We start from the raw sequence: 14,646 nt of genomic DNA, 5'->3' as shown, positions 1-14,646 counted from the left end.
TCGGCTCCAACCATGGGATTTTTGCCTTCTGGTCCAGGTTATCTTACGATTAGCGCAGCAAGTGCGCAGACCTACTGAACAGTTACTCTTAATCAATGCGGATCGTATAACTCTTCTGCCATGTCTCCCATGCCGGAAGAGAAATGACTCCCCTTCTATCCTTTAATTCTCCCTCATAGCCCTCAGATGCGCAGATGCCATACCACGGCTCCAGACATACAAAGGGATGTGTGGCCTCCATGGTCCATACTCCAAAATAGGGGAAATGGTCGCAGACTACCGTCACATAGGGCTTTCCGTCCACAAGCAGGCTTGCGCTGCTGACCTGGGCCTCATCGATCATATAGGTGAGAGCTGTGTCAAAGAAGCCCTTTGTAAGAGGAACCCTTCCATCCTTCAGCTTTAAGATCCCCTGCAGAGACTCCACTTCATAGCCCTTATCATTGGGGGCCAGATAATGGAGAGCATCCTGGAACTTGTCCTTGTTGCAGCCCTCCTTGTTGAACTCAAAGGTATAGTCATAGATGGTCTTGCCCTCAGGCACGCGGAATGCGGGATGGCCTCCCATCATAAAGAGCATTTCCTTCGAATCCCTGTTGGTCACCTTCCACATGGTCTCAATGGTGCGGCCCTCTAAACGGTGGCCGATCTCGATCTCAAAATCAAAGGGATATTTTTCCAGGGTCTCCTGGGTGGCTTCCAGCTTATACCAGCATTCGTCCATGTCACAGAGCACGGGCTCAAAATCCATATCTCTGGCAAAGCCATGAGGCGTAATATCATAGGTCTTACCTTCGTAGCAATATTTCCCCTCAAAAGATTTTCCCACAAATGGGAATAAAATAGGGGAATGACGGTTCCACACAGCCGGGTCTGCCTCCCACAAAATATCCCGGCAGGCCTTCTTGTCATATATCCTGGCAAGCTGGGCCCCATGGCGTTCTACGGTTATCAGCAATTCTTCATTTTCCAATGTAAATACGGTTCCGTCCTGTTTCATATGGCCTCCTCCATGCTTTCATGATCGGTGATGTCGCCGCCGGATAGGCGGCATGTATTCAGGTATGCCCAATACGCCCGCCAAACTTTCATGGTGCGGCGGCGCGTCCGCTGCCGGGCGCATCTAGGCTTACTGACGTACAAGCTTAATAGTATCATTTTCTCTCTCAGGTTACAACTGATTTTTCCATATCATCTAAAAATTTTTTAGGTTTTTGTCATTCTATACAATTTTTTTGTTTTTCTTTTGGATATACCGCTGAAAGGTATAGCAAAGGTTAAAATAGGTCTGCTCCTCTCCCTCTTCCGCTAATTCCCAATCCGTCAGTTTGTCCAGATCAGGCAGGAAGGTGTCCGCATCATAGGTATAATCAATCCGCGTTACATGGGCATCGGCACAGTATGGAAGGAACTGTTCATAAATGCTCCTGCCTCCAATAACGTAGATATCCTCCTGCGGATACTGGTTCAGATAGGAAAGGGCCTCCTCCAGGCTATGGCACACCTTCACGCCTTTGGGGCAGTATTTCCTGTCATGGGTCAAGACAAGATTCATGCGCCCTCCAAGGGGCTGCCCTCCAGGAAGAGCCTCTAAGGTCTTCCGGCCCATGACTACCACCTTTCCCTTTGTCTCTTTTAAAAACATCTGGCGGTCTGCCGGAATGGTGACAAGAGGCTGTCCCCCTTTTCCGATGGCCCAACGTCTGTCTGCTGTTACGATCAGGTTCATTCTGCTTCCTTTATCCTTTCATAGATCCGAAACTCATAGGAGATGCCGCCATCCTCCTGTCTTTCACCTGCAGAAGCAAGCTTCCACTCCTCTGATGCATCCAGGTTGGGAAAATCCGTGTCTGCCCGGAAATCTCCGTAAATGTGGGTCACATACGCTTTTTTACAGTATGGAAGGAACTCCCGGTAGATCATGCCGCCGCCGATGATAAAAATGTCCTCCGGCTCATACCGGCTTAAAAGCCCCAGGGCCTCCTCCCGGTCATGGCATATGATGACGCCCTCCGGCCGGTATTCTCTGTTCTTTGTGAGAACGATGTTCGTCCTGTTCTTTAAGGGCTTTCCCTCCGGGAAGCTTTCTAAGGTCCTGCGTCCCATGACTACGGTCTTTCCCTTGGTGGTCGTGCGGAAATATTTCATATCGCCGGGAAGGTGGGCAAGAAGGCCTCCATTCTTTCCGATCCCCCAGCACTCATCGGCCGCTACTATGAGATTCATCTTAAGGTCTCTCCTTTCTGTATCATCCAAAACCATCGTGAAAATTATAACACAAACACTTACAAAATAAAAGATTATCTTGATGTCTTCCTGACCCTCCTGCTATAATGTAGGCAGCAGTTCGGACGGACATCCGATGCTTCTTGCGAGGCTGACAGCCGCGCAGGAAGATACCTGTCTGAACTGTTTCAACACAGTACAGGGAGGATTTTTACAACATGAGCTATGCAGATCAGGTATTTATACAAAACTGTAACGATATTTTAGAAAATGGAGTCTGGGATACGGATCACGATGTAAGGCCCCGTTGGGAGGACGGCACCCCTGCCCACACCATCAAGCGCTTCGGCATTGTAAACCGCTATGACCTTTCAAAGGAATTTCCCGTGATCACCTTAAGGCGTACGGCCTTTAAATCAGCTGTGGATGAGATCCTCTGGATATGGCAGAAGAAGTCCAACAATGTCCATGACTTAAAAAGCCATATCTGGGATTCCTGGGCTGACGAGACCGGAAGCATCGGGAAGGCCTATGGCTATCAGCTGGGCATTAAACACCACTACAAAGAAGGCGATTTTGACCAGGTTGACCGGATCCTATACGACTTAAAGCACAATCCCTTAAGCCGGCGCATCATGTCCAATATTTACAACCATCACGATCTTAATGAGATGCATCTGTACCCCTGCGCCTACAGCATGACCTTCAATGTGTCCGGCAATACCTTAAACGGCATTCTAAACCAGCGCTCTCAGGATATGCTCACTGCCAACAGCTGGAATGTATGCCAGTATGCAGTGCTCCTGCACATGTTTGCACAGGTAAGCGGACTGAAGGCCGGGGAGCTGGTCCATGTGATCGCTGACGCCCATATTTACGACCGCCATATCTCTATGGTGAAGGAGCTGTTAAAGCGCGAGCCTTATCCGGGACCTACCCTCCGGATTGACACGTCTGTCACTGACTTCTACCAGTTCACCACAGACAGCTTCCGCCTGGAAAATTACCAATTCCATACTCTGGAGCAGAAGATACCTGTGGCGATCTGATATTATTGCTTTCTGCGGCCCTGCGGACGGTACTGCTCTGCAGGGCCGAAAGTCTGTCTTCCAAAGCCTGTTCCCCTTGAGGTTTTGCATGTTGCGCTACAGCTGACAGGAGGACGGCTGGAGCAGACCGCATCAATGACTGTCTGAGCGCAGCGAGTTGCGTTGATACGGCTCTGGATTGTAGAAAAAAGCAGATGTCTTAGTGCTTCTTATGTCCGAAACAGGAGTCCCAGCCTCTCCCTCCCCAGGTACAGTGAAAAATGCAAAAGCCCAAACTTCCGTCCTGTTTACAACTGGGACTACATTCATTATAGTTTAAGTTGATACCAGTAAAAGTACCAAAATGATAAAAATAAAGGATACCAGATTATGTTGCTGTATGATTTTGGAAAGCGTGGAAGCCGCCCGCTGTATGAATATTTGTATGAATGCCTGAAAAATGATATCCTAAGCGGACGCCTCCCCACAGGCACAAAGCTTCCCTCCAAACGGGAGCTGGCAAGGGACAATGGGATCAGCGTAAAGACCGTTATGAACGCCTATGAACAGCTGGTCGTAGAGGGTTATCTGATCTCAAAAGAAAGGCGCGGATATTTTGCTGCCCAGGTGGAGGCCATGCCTGAGTACCGCCCTGAACCAACTCTATACCCCCAGTTCTACAAAGAAGATACCTGGCTTGCCGATTTTACGGCCAACAATACGGTTTACGAGCGTTTTCCTTTTTCTATGTGGCGCAAGGTCATGCGCGAGGTGCTGGCGGACCAGGGCATAGAGCTGGTCCGCAGAGCCCATTTCCTTGGGGTGGAAGAGCTGCGGGAAACCATTGCAGACTATCTGTACCGCTCCAGGGGCATGAAGGTGTCGCCGGAATGCATCATCATCGGGGCAGGGATCGAATACTTATACGGACGGCTGATCAAGCTTCTCCCTCCAGAGGCCGTTTATGGGGTAGAAAACCCAGGCTACCGGAAGATCCCCCGCATCTTTGAAGAATACGGGCTGGCCTGGCGTTCCGTGGAAATGGACGAAAATGGGATCAATATGGCCAGCTTACAGAAAAGCGGAGTCAAGGTGATCCACGTGTCCCCGGAGCATCATTATCCCCTGGGGACTGTCATGTCCGCAACACGCAGGCAGGAGCTTTTATGCTGGGCAGCCGGCGCACCGGACCGGTATATCATCGAAGATGACTATGACTGCGAATTCCGCTACCACTCCCGGCCCATTCCGGCTTTAAAAAGCACCTATTTAAGCCATCGTGTCATCTATATGAACACCTTCAGCAAAACTCTGGCGCCGGCTATCCGCATAAGCTACATGGTACTGCCGGAACCGCTGATGGTGCGGTATGTGGAATCGGCCAATTTCTTCTCCAACACTGCCTCCAGCTGTGAGCAATACGCCCTGGCACGGTTCATAAGGGAAGGATATTTTGAGCGCCATTTGAGCAGGATGAGAAAATATTACCAAAATCAGGGAGAGCTGCTCATCCGCATCATCAAGCAGACAGCCCTGCTTCCCACGGTAAAGGTCATGGGCGGCCACTGCGGCACCCATCTCCTGCTTAAGCTGGATACCTCCCTGACGGACAAGGAGATCAAGGAGAAGGCCAGACAGCAGGGTATCAATATTGCCTGCCTGTCTGAGTTCTGTGTGGAGGTGGAACCGGAGTATGAAAATGTGCTGGTGATCAACTATTCCGATCTGGAGGAGAGCACTCTGCGGGAGGCTGTGAGAAGGCTGGGAAATATTTTCATCCAGTGGTAGAAGCCATTCATCTGATAAAAATCTGCCGCGATCCGATCCTGAACGCCACCCTGTCCTCCTAATCGCTTTTTAATGCGTTGTCCCTGCTAGTTGATCTCCTCCCTTGATGGGATAGAGGATGCTGCCCCTGGCCGGGAAACCGCGATAGAAGCAGCCTTTGCCGCCAGATCCAGGGCAGCCCTTTCATCCAGCCCCTGAACCAGCCCGCCGATAAAGAAGCCTGTAAAGGTATCTCCGGCTGCAGTCGTATCCACTGTCTTTACAGGATAGATGGACTGTTCCAATATCTCCCTGCCGTTCCAATAAAGAGAGCCCTTTGATCCCAGGGTCAGCACGATCTTTGCTCCCGGGAACCTGTCTGCCATTTTCTCCAGAAGGGCGTCCCCTTCTCCCGGCTCCCCGCAGATATCCTCTGCCTCCACCTCATTTACCAGGAAATAATCCGTGTATTCCAGTGGATAGGTCAGGATCTTTTCATTCATTGGGGATGGGTTCAGCACGATCTTCATCCCTCTTTCATGTGCCTTCTCCATGATATAGCCGATCTCACTGATCTCATTCTGGAGCACCAGATAATCTCCCTCTCCAAAATTTTCCAGTGCCTTGTCTGCCATATCCCTTGTGATCTTCTGGTTTGCACCGCCATAGAGCAGGATGCAGTTTCCTCCGTCAGCCGCTCTCTGTATGATGGCATGGCCGGTCTTTCCTTCTGTGTAGCAGAGCCAGTCCGTGTGTACGCCTGCCTCCTTGAGAATATCCACCAGGAAATCCCCGTCCCCGTCTCCCACAGCTCCTGCATGCCATACCTCTGCGCCGCTTTTGCTTAAGGCAACCGACTGGTTAAGGCCCTTTCCTCCCGGATAAATATGAAGCTCATCCGAGGACAGAGTTTCCCCTCCTCTGACGAAATGGTCTACACTGTAGGTATAGTCGATGTTTAAGGAACCGAAATTTAAAATCTTTGTCATGTCATGTTCTCCCTTCATTTATCCAATTATATCCACCGGCTTTTACACCTTGATGGCCTCCTGCAAGGTCAGAGAATAGATCAGCCTCTCCTTCACGTTCTTTCCTGTCAGCTGGGTCAGGGCGCGTTCATAGTAGTCCAGCTGGATGCGGTAGCGCTCTGCCAGCATCCGGGCCCCCTCTCCGCTCTTTGTCCGGGGGACGCGGTCCGTCTTATAGTCAATGAGCACCAGGCCGTCCGGCTCCTCTAAGTAGGCGTCAATGATTCCCTGGATCAGCACCAGCTCCTCAGACTCTCCCTTTCCCATCTCTCTGGCCGGGATGCCCATAATGAACTGCTGCTCCCTGCGGATGCGGCCCTCCTTCTGGGCCTGGGCCATGCGCCTTCCTAAGGGGCTGTCCAAAAAACGCCATATGACCTGGGCTTCTACCCACTCGTAGGCCTCGCTGTCCAGAAAGCCGGACTCGTAAAGGTCTAAAAGGGCAGCCTCTGTCTCCTGAAGGCTGTGAATGTCCTGGAAGGAAAGGCGTTCTAAGGCCCTGTGATACGCTGTGCCGCGCAGAGCGCCGCTGCCTGGGGACGACGGAGTGAGGCCGGACTCCGGGCTCTGGGCCGTCAGGCTTACCAGCTCCTCCAGCCCCACTGCCTCCATTTCCCTGCTCCCCGTGCCAAAGGCCTCCTCCGAGCGGCCGATCTGGCTCTGCTTTTTCAGCTCTGACACAGATACCATGGCGTATAAGCCGGTATCTGCCTCAAAGGGATAATGGTAGTCCATGGCCTTATCCAGCTCTGCCCTCACCCTCTCATCGTATATCTGCCCTGTATCCAGACAGAGCAGCTCTGCCTTTGCTGTCTTTCTGTCTATCTGGAGAGCGGCTTCCCGGCCTACAAGGGACCGGATGTCCGCCTGCCTGATCTCCATATGGCCGCCAGGTATGGCAGGCTCCGCCATGAGGACCCAGTCTAAGAAGGAGGAGGCGCCGGAAAGGATGGTGTAGGGGATCTGCCCGTCCACCAGGGGAATGTCCTGCCATTTTTCCAGTTTGCTCTCCAATGAGCGGTCTGTGGCAGTCATGATCAGCTTTTCCTTTGCGCGGGTCATTGCCACATAGAGCACCCGCAGCTCCTCCCCCATGGCCTCCAGCTCCATGCGCCGCTTGAGGGCCTGCTTCTTTAAGGTGGGCCCCTTTACCCGGAGCTTCAGATCCAGGAAGTCGGTGGCAGCACCCAGATCTGCATCCAGCAGGATCTGACCGTAGGCATCCTGCTTGTTGAAGTGCTTGCCCATGCCTGACAAGAATACAATGGGGAACTCCAGTCCCTTGCTCTTGTGGATGCTCATGATCCGCACTCCATTTTCCCCTTCTCCTGCCACAGAGGCTTCTCCGAAATCCATATCGAACTTTTTCAGCCGCTCGATGTACCTTACAAAATGAAACAGGCCCTTGTAGCTGGTCGCCTCATAGGCAGCTGCCTTCTCCACCAGCATGTCCAGATTTGCCCGCCTGGTCTCTCCTGCCGGCATGGCTGAAACGTAATCATAGTAGCCGCTCTCCCTGTAAACGCGGTAGAGCAGCTCGTGGATGGGCAGGAAACGTGATGCGGCTCTTAGGGATGTCAGGAGTTTCCTTAATTTCCCCAGTTTTTTCCATATCGATATTGCTGTTTCATTGGGGATCTGCCCAATGCTTCCCTTTCTTTCCCTGTCTGATACACTGCCTTCTTCCTCTGCCTCCTCCCACAGCTTCCAGGCCCCGTACATTCCTCTGTCCTGGCCCTTTTTCGCATTCTTCTTGTAGGCAGCCATCATCCAGGCCATCTCCTCGTCCGTCATGCCGATGACAGGAGAACGCAGAACAGCTGCCAGGGGAATGTCCTGCATGGGGTTGTCAATGATCGAGAGAAGGCTTAAGATGGTCTCCACCTCCACCGTGTTAAAGTATCCGGTGGCTGTCTGGGCGTGGGCAGGGATGCCCTCGTTCATCAGGATATTGACAAACACCTCAGACCAGCCTGCCATGCTCCTCAAAAGGATCACCATGTCGCCATACCTGGCCCTGCGGTAGTGATCCTTATCCCATACGAGGAGGCCTTCCTCTTCGCTTACCAGCTGGCGTATCCGTAAGGCTGCCATTCTGGCCTCCAGCTCCCTGGCCGTGTAGTCCAGGGCATCCTCGTCCAACTGCTTAAACGCCTCTGTTCCCGTGTCCGCCAGGAGAAGCTCCGGTGCGGTTCCTGCTGCCAGCGAAAACGCCCGGGCAAAGCCATCCTCTGTGCTGCCTTCCGCGCTTTCCTCCTGCCGCATTTTGATGTCCGGCCCCAGATTTTCCTCCACCTCCGGAAAGGATGCTCCGGGATACAGGGCTGTCTCCTCCTGATAGCGGATACCGCCCAGATTTTTTGTCATGATCTGGTAAAAGACATCATTTACCACATTCAGCACATTTTCCCTGCTTCGGAAATTCTGACGGAGCTCTATCATCTGGTGAGGGCTTTCCTCCCTGGTGTAGGATTCGTACTTTTCCATGAACAGCTCCGGCCTTGCCAGACGGAAGCGGTAGATGCTCTGCTTCACGTCGCCTACCATAAACACATTGGGATGGCCCCTCCTCTCCCTGGAAATGCTGGTGATCAAAGCCTCCTGCACCAGGTTGCTGTCCTGGTACTCGTCCACAAGGATCTCCTCAAACTGGCGGCTGAGCTCCTCAGCAACGGCTGACGGCCTCCTTACGGGGCATCCCCGGACCGGAGCCTGAGATCGTTCTCCTTCTTCCTGCTCCTTAGAAAGCTCCTCCTGCGGCACTTCCTCCAAAAGGACCTCCAGCGCCAGATGCTCCATATCATTAAAATCCAGCACATTCCGTTCCCGCTTTGCCTCCCGGTAGGCAGCATCAAACCGTTCTGTCACATCTAAGAGCACACTGAGAGGCTTTCTTGTCCCGGCAAGGCTTTTCTCCACCTCCTCCGGGCTTTGGGCCGCGTAATATTCCCTGCATTTGGAGACTGCCTTCTTTACCCTGTCCCGGCATCCGCTCACAAAGGCCTTCTTCTCCTGGTCAATCTCCTTGCTGCGGATGGAAGACAGACGGTCAAAGGACAGGCCCGCCAAGGCCTCATACATGGCTTCAAAGCTTCCCTCTGATGCTGCACGGCCCACTGTTTCCAGCTTTCCCAAATCACTGAACAGCATGGGCTCATAGGCCAGAGGCCCGTTTTCCTCCCGGCATACTGTCAGTGCGCCTCTCACCTGCTCTGCCAGCTCCTCCATCTGAAGGCTCACATCCCTTAAAAGGAACTTCATCCAGGGACTGTCCTCCAGCTGGCTCATATGCTCCTTCCAAAGCTCTTCGCGGCACTCCTCCAGCCACGCAAGGGGCCATGGATGGCTCTGGGCAAACTGCCACATCTGGTAGATCACATCCTCGATCCCCTTATCGGACCGCCCTCTTCCGAAATGCTCCACAAACAGGCCAAAATCCCCGCTGTCCTCTGCATAGCACGCCTCCAGCACCTGGCCCATCACATCCCCCTTCAAGAGGGACAGCTCCCCCTCATCCCCGATGCGGAAGGAGGGGTCAATATCCAGGCTGCTGTAATGGTTCCGTATCACATTCAGACAGAAGCTGTCAATGGTGGTGATATGGGCCTGGGGAACAAGGGCAGCCTGGAGCCAGAGATGTTCATCCTCCGGGTGCTCTCTCAGCTTCTTCTCCACCGCAGCTCCGATGCGCTCCCGCATTTCTGATGCAGCAGCATTGGTAAAGGTCATGACAAGCAGCTGGTCAATGTCCAAGGGATGCTCCCCCTCGCTGATCATCCGGATAATGCGCTCCACCAGCACGGCCGTTTTTCCGCTTCCGGCTGCCGCTGACACGAGGAGGCTGCGGTTCCTGCTTTCAATTACCTGCTGCTGTTTCTCTGTCCATTTTACTGCCATGAGAATCCCTGTCTCCTTTCACGCCATCTATACCTCTGTCCTTTGCAGGATCGTCCGCGGCACTTCCCGCTGCATCCTTTACCGGACCAGACACGGCCCTGCCTGCCGCACCCTCTGCGCCATCTCCTGCAGCACCCTCCACACGTTCTTCCTCCTCGATCTCTTCCCATATCTCCTCCGGCTTCCTGTTCTTCAAACGCCGGAAACCAAAGCCCGATGTCTTCGTATCAAAACCACAGACCGCATGATAGGGACAGTAATCGCAGGAGGTACGGCTGCCCTGCTTATAGGGCTTTAAGTCCACATCTCCTCCCAGGATATCCTGCCCTGCCTCCCTAAGCCGCCTGCCCACAAAGCGCCTCAGGGCGGAAAACCTCTGGGTGCTGGCCACGGAGGATCTGCTTTCCTGGACATACCCGTCCTTTACCGCAACAGGGATCACATCGGATTCCTTCCGGATCTCCCTGTCTAAATGGCTGATGATGGAAAGCTCGCTGTTTACCAGCCCATTCATCCGAAGCTGCCTTAAAATATCCCTTTCGATGTCTTCCTCTGTCATATCCTCCCTCTGGTCTGCAAAGGGATCCTTGATATGATAGTAGAATATCCCCGCAGGCACGGTCTCCTTGCCCGGATGCCTCCTTCCCTCCAGCTCCAGGGCAGCGTCCATATAGACCACCAGCTGGAGCTGCAGGCCGTAATACAGGGCTGCCAGGTCAAAGGCCGTGCTGCCTGATTTATAATCAATGATCTTTACAAATACCCTATCCTCATCCTCACAGACATCCAGCCGGTCAATACGGCCCTTTAGCTGCAGCTCCTCCTCCTCAGAGAGTGCAATGCGCATTGCCTTCAGATTATCCGCCGCAGAAAAGGACACCTCAAAGCCGACTGGCTCAAAGTCTCCCTTCTTCACCTGCTCCGCCAGAGCCCAGATGGTCCTGTCTGTCATGCGCTCCACCCTGCCTGCCAGATATCCATTTCTGGCAGAGCTTGACATGATGGTATTGCCGTAGCCTGCTGTCACCTGGGCCACACATTCCTTCACAAGGTCCCTGCGGCTTTCGTCTGTCATCCTTCTCCAGTCCTGTCCCCGCTCCTTCATGACACCAAAGCACCTGTCAATGGACTCATGGAACAGGTTTCCCATGTCCACTGCCTCCAGCTCATACTCCTGACGCTCCAAAAGCTCCAGGCCGTATTTCAGAAAATGAGCGTAAGCGCAGGAGGCAAACTGCTCCAGCCTTGTGACGCTTCCCTGGAGAATGGAGCCGTAGAGGGCCTTTGCCGCTGCTCTGCCGATTCCCCTCTCCTCAAAGGAATAAAAGGCAGCCTCCACCAGCCATTTCACCTGGTCTCTGCAGGCCTGGCCACTGTAAAAATGGCGGTACAGCTCTAAAAATGCACGGTCCGCTTTTCCTGCCGCCCTGTCACGCAGCCCCTGTATCAGCTTTTCACGCCCATCCTTCGGGCTTAACACCGGCCAGTCCGCCGAACTGCTGTCTGACTCCCTGATCGATGGAAAGAGCTTCTCCACCTCCCCGATCAGGCTGGAGGGCCTCTGGCTCTTGCCGCTTCCTGACATGGAGGCATAAGTGAGGATCAGATACCTCGAAGGCTTGGACAGGATCATGTAGAGGTAATATTTCTGGATACAGCCCTCCTCCTTTGCAGTGGGCGCCAATTCCAGATCCATGGAGCGGAATACCTCCCGGTCCCCGTCTGTGAGAATGCTTCCCCCCGGCTTTTTCTGGGGCACAATGCCCTCGTTGACGCCCACAAAGAACAGGACCTTCACGGACTCCAGACGGCTTCTCGTGATATCCCCCACCATCACCTGGTCAATGGTAGCAGGGATCACGCCCACCTTGATCTCCTCAAAGCCTGCATCCAGGATCTGGATGTAGTTTCTTCTGTCCGCCTTTTCCTCTCCCAGCAGGCTTTCCAGACGCACCAAAAGCTCCAGCACCAGATCATATACCTGCCCGTATTCCCTTGCCAGGTTTTCATCCCCAGGCTCCCTGCGCTCCAGGAAAAACGCCTGGTAATCCTCCAGCTTTTCCCGCAGCTCCATGCTTTCCAGATATTTTCTCAGAGCTGCGGACACGGAACCGATGGTGGCTCCCTCCTCTTTAAAGGCCTGACGCAGCTCCTTTAAGGGCTCCAGAAGCCGTTTACGGTAGGCATTTAACTCCATTAGATCCAGCTTCTCCCCGCCTCGGTACTGTCTCTCCCAGACAGTATCCCACTGCTTCCAGCCCCGGATGCCCAGAGCTCTTACATAATTTTCCAGGCGGTCTGTCATTTCCTCCACATGGGATCTGTCCTCGCCTCTCTCATACACCAGCCCTGTCTTCAGATACCGGAACACACTTTCATAGGAGCAGTCCTTCACGGTCTCCAGGGCTGCCCGGATCAGCTCCACCATGGGATTTTCCAATATGCTTTTCTTGTCATCCAAAAAGCAGGGGATTCCCTCCTCCTCAAACTGGTGGGCGATCTCCCTTCCATAGGAGCTTAAATTCCCTGTGATCACCGCCGCATCCCGGTAGCGCAGTCCTTCCTCCTGCACCATCCTGCGGATACACCGGCATACATAAGCCACCTCATCCTCCGGATTTTTTCCCCTGTAGACCTCCAGGCAGCCCGCATCCCCTTCCCAGCTTTTTCCCCTGTACCGGTAAAGGTTCTGCTCCAGAAAGTCCAGCTGCGGGCTGTCTGCAAACCGCCAGCCCGGACGCTTCCCGCAGCGCACATCCTCCCTGCGCTCCACATTGTGCCGCTTTGCCAGCTCTGACAGGCGGCATACGGTATGGCGTCCCATATAGAATAAATGCTGCATGCTGCATTCCTTATATGGATTTTCCCTCAGATCCACGGTGACAGAGCAGACCACCTCCCTGGCATGGAGCATGAACAGCTCCGCCAGCCTGTACTGCACCGGAGTAAAGCCCGTGAAGCCGTCCAGCAGTATCACGCTGTTCTTAAGCGTTTCCCAGCGCACGATCTCCCTGCAGAGGATGTCCAATACCTCCTCCGCCGTGATGCATCTGGATTCCATATAGTCCTGAAATTCCCTGTAAATAATCTCCAGATCCTCCAGCTTCTGCCGAAGGAGCACATGGTCCGTCTCCTCCCGGACTTTTTTCAGCTCCTGGAGGCCAATGCCATACTGGCAGAGCTCTGAGATCTGGGACTTTAACTGGCTGATAAACCCGGCCTGGTCCAGATGGCTTCCATAGAGGGACAGCTTTCCCCGTTTCCTGCCTGCCACCTTCCTTAAGATCATGGATTTCCCCATATCGTCCAGCACTGCCGGAAGCTGTACGCCCAGATCTTCAAATACCCGGTAGGCCAGACGCTTAAAGCTCAGGATATCAATGTTCATGACCCCATGCCGCGGATGGAGCCGTATGATCTCCTTCTGTGTCTGCATGGTGTACTGCTCCGGCACCACAAAGAGGTACTGGATATCCGGATGGGCAAGGGACTCCCTTACCGCCATTTCATATAATGTCCTGGTCTTGCCGGAGCCTGCCCCGCCCATTACAAACTGCAGTGCCATGTTCTTTCCTCCTACTGGTTTGAAATTTCCTCATATTTCCCCCGGCATCCTCATAAGCTTTAACAAACTATCCCCAGAGGTCCTTACTATGAGTGCTAAAACAAAAATTGTGGTACTTCGGATGAAGGAGATCATCTATACCGCAATCTTCGTAGGCCTTGCCATCTTTCTGATCACCCTGTGCTTCATCATGTTCCGGCCGAAAAGCGGTCCGGCCTCCTCATCCTCAGGCACAGCCATCTATGTACCCGGCGTATACAGCGCGGCCCTGACCCTTGGAAGCGAGCAGGTAAATGTGGAGGTGGCCGTGGACAGCGACCGCATAAACTCCATTGCCCTCATACCCTTAAGCGAGGCCGTCACCACCATGTATCCGCTGATGCAGCCCACCTTAGACAGCCTGGCAAGCCAGATCGTCACAACGCAGTCCACAGAAAACCTTACATACCCCAGCACATCCCGCTACACCTCCGCTGCCCTGTTAAATGCGATCAACACGGCTCTTGACAAGGCTGCTATCCATTAGTATACTGCACCCCGGCCATTTTGACCAGACGCAAAGCCTCCCAGGCCTCCGCATTTTGCGCCACGGCTGCCGTGAGGCTGTCTGGCACTCCGGTTTCAGACATAAGAAGCACTAAGGCAGCCGCGGCGCAAAATGCAAAAGCCCAGAACAAAAAGGATAAGCCGCTGTCCCCTTACATCAAGAGACAGCGGCTCTTTCGTCAGCCCTGCAGACAATCCCTATTCTTGTAACTATTCAGCCATGCCATCTTCTTGTTTTCAAAAAGCATGAAAACAAAAAGCTTTGGCTGTCCGCCATATGTCAATTTGTGCGGAATTTCCTGCTTTTAAACACATATACGTGGATAACAAGGGTAAGGGCAAACACGCCCATGGCAGTCCACACGGCCTCTGCAGGAAAGCGGTTGAGGCCGATGATAAAGCTGCACAGCGCATCTACCAGGAATACCCACTTCTCCACCGCGTAAATCTTATCCAGATCATAGTCCTTCTTATTGGAGGAGCCTACAAACATGAGAAAGTCATCCCCGGTAAACAGGTCAATCCCCTCTGCCAGGCAGACGCCTCCCACACATAAAAACAGTATATCCATCCGGTTCCTCTCCGGCCC

At 53.3% G+C, this 14,646-nt stretch carries 10 protein-coding genes; 3 read left to right on the top strand and 7 right to left on the bottom strand.

Annotation, left to right across the window (positions count from 1 at the left end):
• Positions 1-88: 88 nt before the first annotated feature.
• From LIZ87_RS06800 to LIZ87_RS06790, 3 genes are all read right to left on the bottom strand, one after another.
• Entirely contained in the window at positions 89-1,000 is a 912-nt protein-coding gene (locus tag LIZ87_RS06800; protein WP_178317248.1) for an aldose 1-epimerase family protein, read from the bottom strand.
• A 222-nt stretch (positions 1,001-1,222) separates the two neighbouring features.
• Complete coding sequence (locus LIZ87_RS06795) at positions 1,223-1,729, bottom strand: dihydrofolate reductase (protein ID WP_178317249.1); 507 nt, start codon at positions 1,727-1,729, stop codon at positions 1,223-1,225.
• Positions 1,726-2,226, bottom strand: coding sequence for a dihydrofolate reductase (locus LIZ87_RS06790; RefSeq protein WP_178317250.1), 501 nt, complete (start codon positions 2,224-2,226; stop codon positions 1,726-1,728). The genes LIZ87_RS06795 and LIZ87_RS06790 overlap by 4 nt, the downstream gene beginning before the upstream one ends.
• Before the next feature lie 218 nt (positions 2,227-2,444).
• Here LIZ87_RS06790 and thyA point away from each other — a divergent pair, with 218 nt between their 5' ends.
• Entirely contained in the window at positions 2,445-3,275 is an 831-nt protein-coding gene (gene thyA, locus LIZ87_RS06785; protein WP_178317251.1) for a thymidylate synthase, read from the top strand.
• A gap of 369 nt (positions 3,276-3,644) precedes the next feature.
• Positions 3,645-5,042: a MocR-like pyridoxine biosynthesis transcription factor PdxR gene (gene pdxR / locus LIZ87_RS06780; protein ID WP_178316301.1), complete on the top strand. Its 1,398-nt coding sequence runs from the start codon at positions 3,645-3,647 to the stop codon at positions 5,040-5,042.
• 86 nt (positions 5,043-5,128) lie between these two features.
• Here pdxR and LIZ87_RS06775 read toward each other — a convergent pair whose 3' ends face one another.
• The 3 genes from LIZ87_RS06775 to addB are packed head-to-tail and all read right to left on the bottom strand — an operon-like array spanning position 5,129 to position 13,511.
• Positions 5,129-6,010 (bottom strand): ribokinase, encoded by an 882-nt coding sequence (locus tag LIZ87_RS06775; protein ID WP_178316302.1) that lies wholly within the window; start codon positions 6,008-6,010, stop codon positions 5,129-5,131.
• Positions 6,011-6,052: 42 nt separating this feature from the next.
• Entirely contained in the window at positions 6,053-9,946 is a 3,894-nt protein-coding gene (locus tag LIZ87_RS06770) for a UvrD-helicase domain-containing protein (protein WP_227145955.1), read from the bottom strand.
• Complete coding sequence (addB, locus tag LIZ87_RS06765; RefSeq protein WP_227145953.1) at positions 9,906-13,511, bottom strand: helicase-exonuclease AddAB subunit AddB; 3,606 nt, start codon at positions 13,509-13,511, stop codon at positions 9,906-9,908. Before addB ends, LIZ87_RS06770 begins: the two co-directional genes overlap by 41 nt.
• Positions 13,512-13,599: 88 nt before the next feature.
• On the opposite strand from addB, the gene LIZ87_RS06760 reads away from it, so the two are divergent.
• Positions 13,600-14,037: an FMN-binding protein gene (locus tag LIZ87_RS06760; protein WP_178317157.1), complete on the top strand. Its 438-nt coding sequence runs from the start codon at positions 13,600-13,602 to the stop codon at positions 14,035-14,037.
• A 300-nt stretch (positions 14,038-14,337) separates the two neighbouring features.
• On the opposite strand, the gene LIZ87_RS06755 is transcribed toward LIZ87_RS06760, so the two are convergent.
• Positions 14,338-14,628, bottom strand: coding sequence for a hypothetical protein (locus tag LIZ87_RS06755; protein WP_178317156.1), 291 nt, complete (start codon positions 14,626-14,628; stop codon positions 14,338-14,340).
• Positions 14,629-14,646 lie beyond the last annotated feature (18 nt).

Source organism: Lacrimispora sp. 210928-DFI.3.58, assembly GCF_020554865.1.
Classification (GTDB): Bacteria; Bacillota; Clostridia; order Lachnospirales; family Lachnospiraceae; genus Enterocloster.
The sequence above is the reverse complement of the archived record's forward strand: the minus strand, read 5'-3'. Positions and strand labels throughout refer to the sequence as shown.

Bases quoted from the DNA above. Each gene is read 5' to 3' on its own strand.
- LIZ87_RS06795 (WP_178317249.1), bottom strand. From the start codon at position 1,729: ATGAACCTGATCGTAACAGCAGACAGACGTTGGGCCATCGGAAAAGGG.
- LIZ87_RS06755 (WP_178317156.1), bottom strand. From the start codon at position 14,628: ATGGATATACTGTTTTTATGTGTGGGAGGCGTCTGCCTGGCAGAGGGG.
- addB (WP_227145953.1), bottom strand. From the start codon at position 13,511: ATGGCACTGCAGTTTGTAATGGGCGGGGCAGGCTCCGGCAAGACCAGG.
- LIZ87_RS06760 (WP_178317157.1), top strand. From the start codon at position 13,600: ATGAGTGCTAAAACAAAAATTGTGGTACTTCGGATGAAGGAGATCATC.
- thyA (WP_178317251.1), top strand. From the start codon at position 2,445: ATGAGCTATGCAGATCAGGTATTTATACAAAACTGTAACGATATTTTA.
- LIZ87_RS06800 (WP_178317248.1), bottom strand. From the start codon at position 1,000: ATGAAACAGGACGGAACCGTATTTACATTGGAAAATGAAGAATTGCTG.
- LIZ87_RS06770 (WP_227145955.1), bottom strand. From the start codon at position 9,946: ATGGCAGTAAAATGGACAGAGAAACAGCAGCAGGTAATTGAAAGCAGG.
- LIZ87_RS06790 (WP_178317250.1), bottom strand. From the start codon at position 2,226: ATGAATCTCATAGTAGCGGCCGATGAGTGCTGGGGGATCGGAAAGAAT.
- pdxR (WP_178316301.1), top strand. From the start codon at position 3,645: ATGTTGCTGTATGATTTTGGAAAGCGTGGAAGCCGCCCGCTGTATGAA.
- LIZ87_RS06775 (WP_178316302.1), bottom strand. From the start codon at position 6,010: ATGACAAAGATTTTAAATTTCGGTTCCTTAAACATCGACTATACCTAC.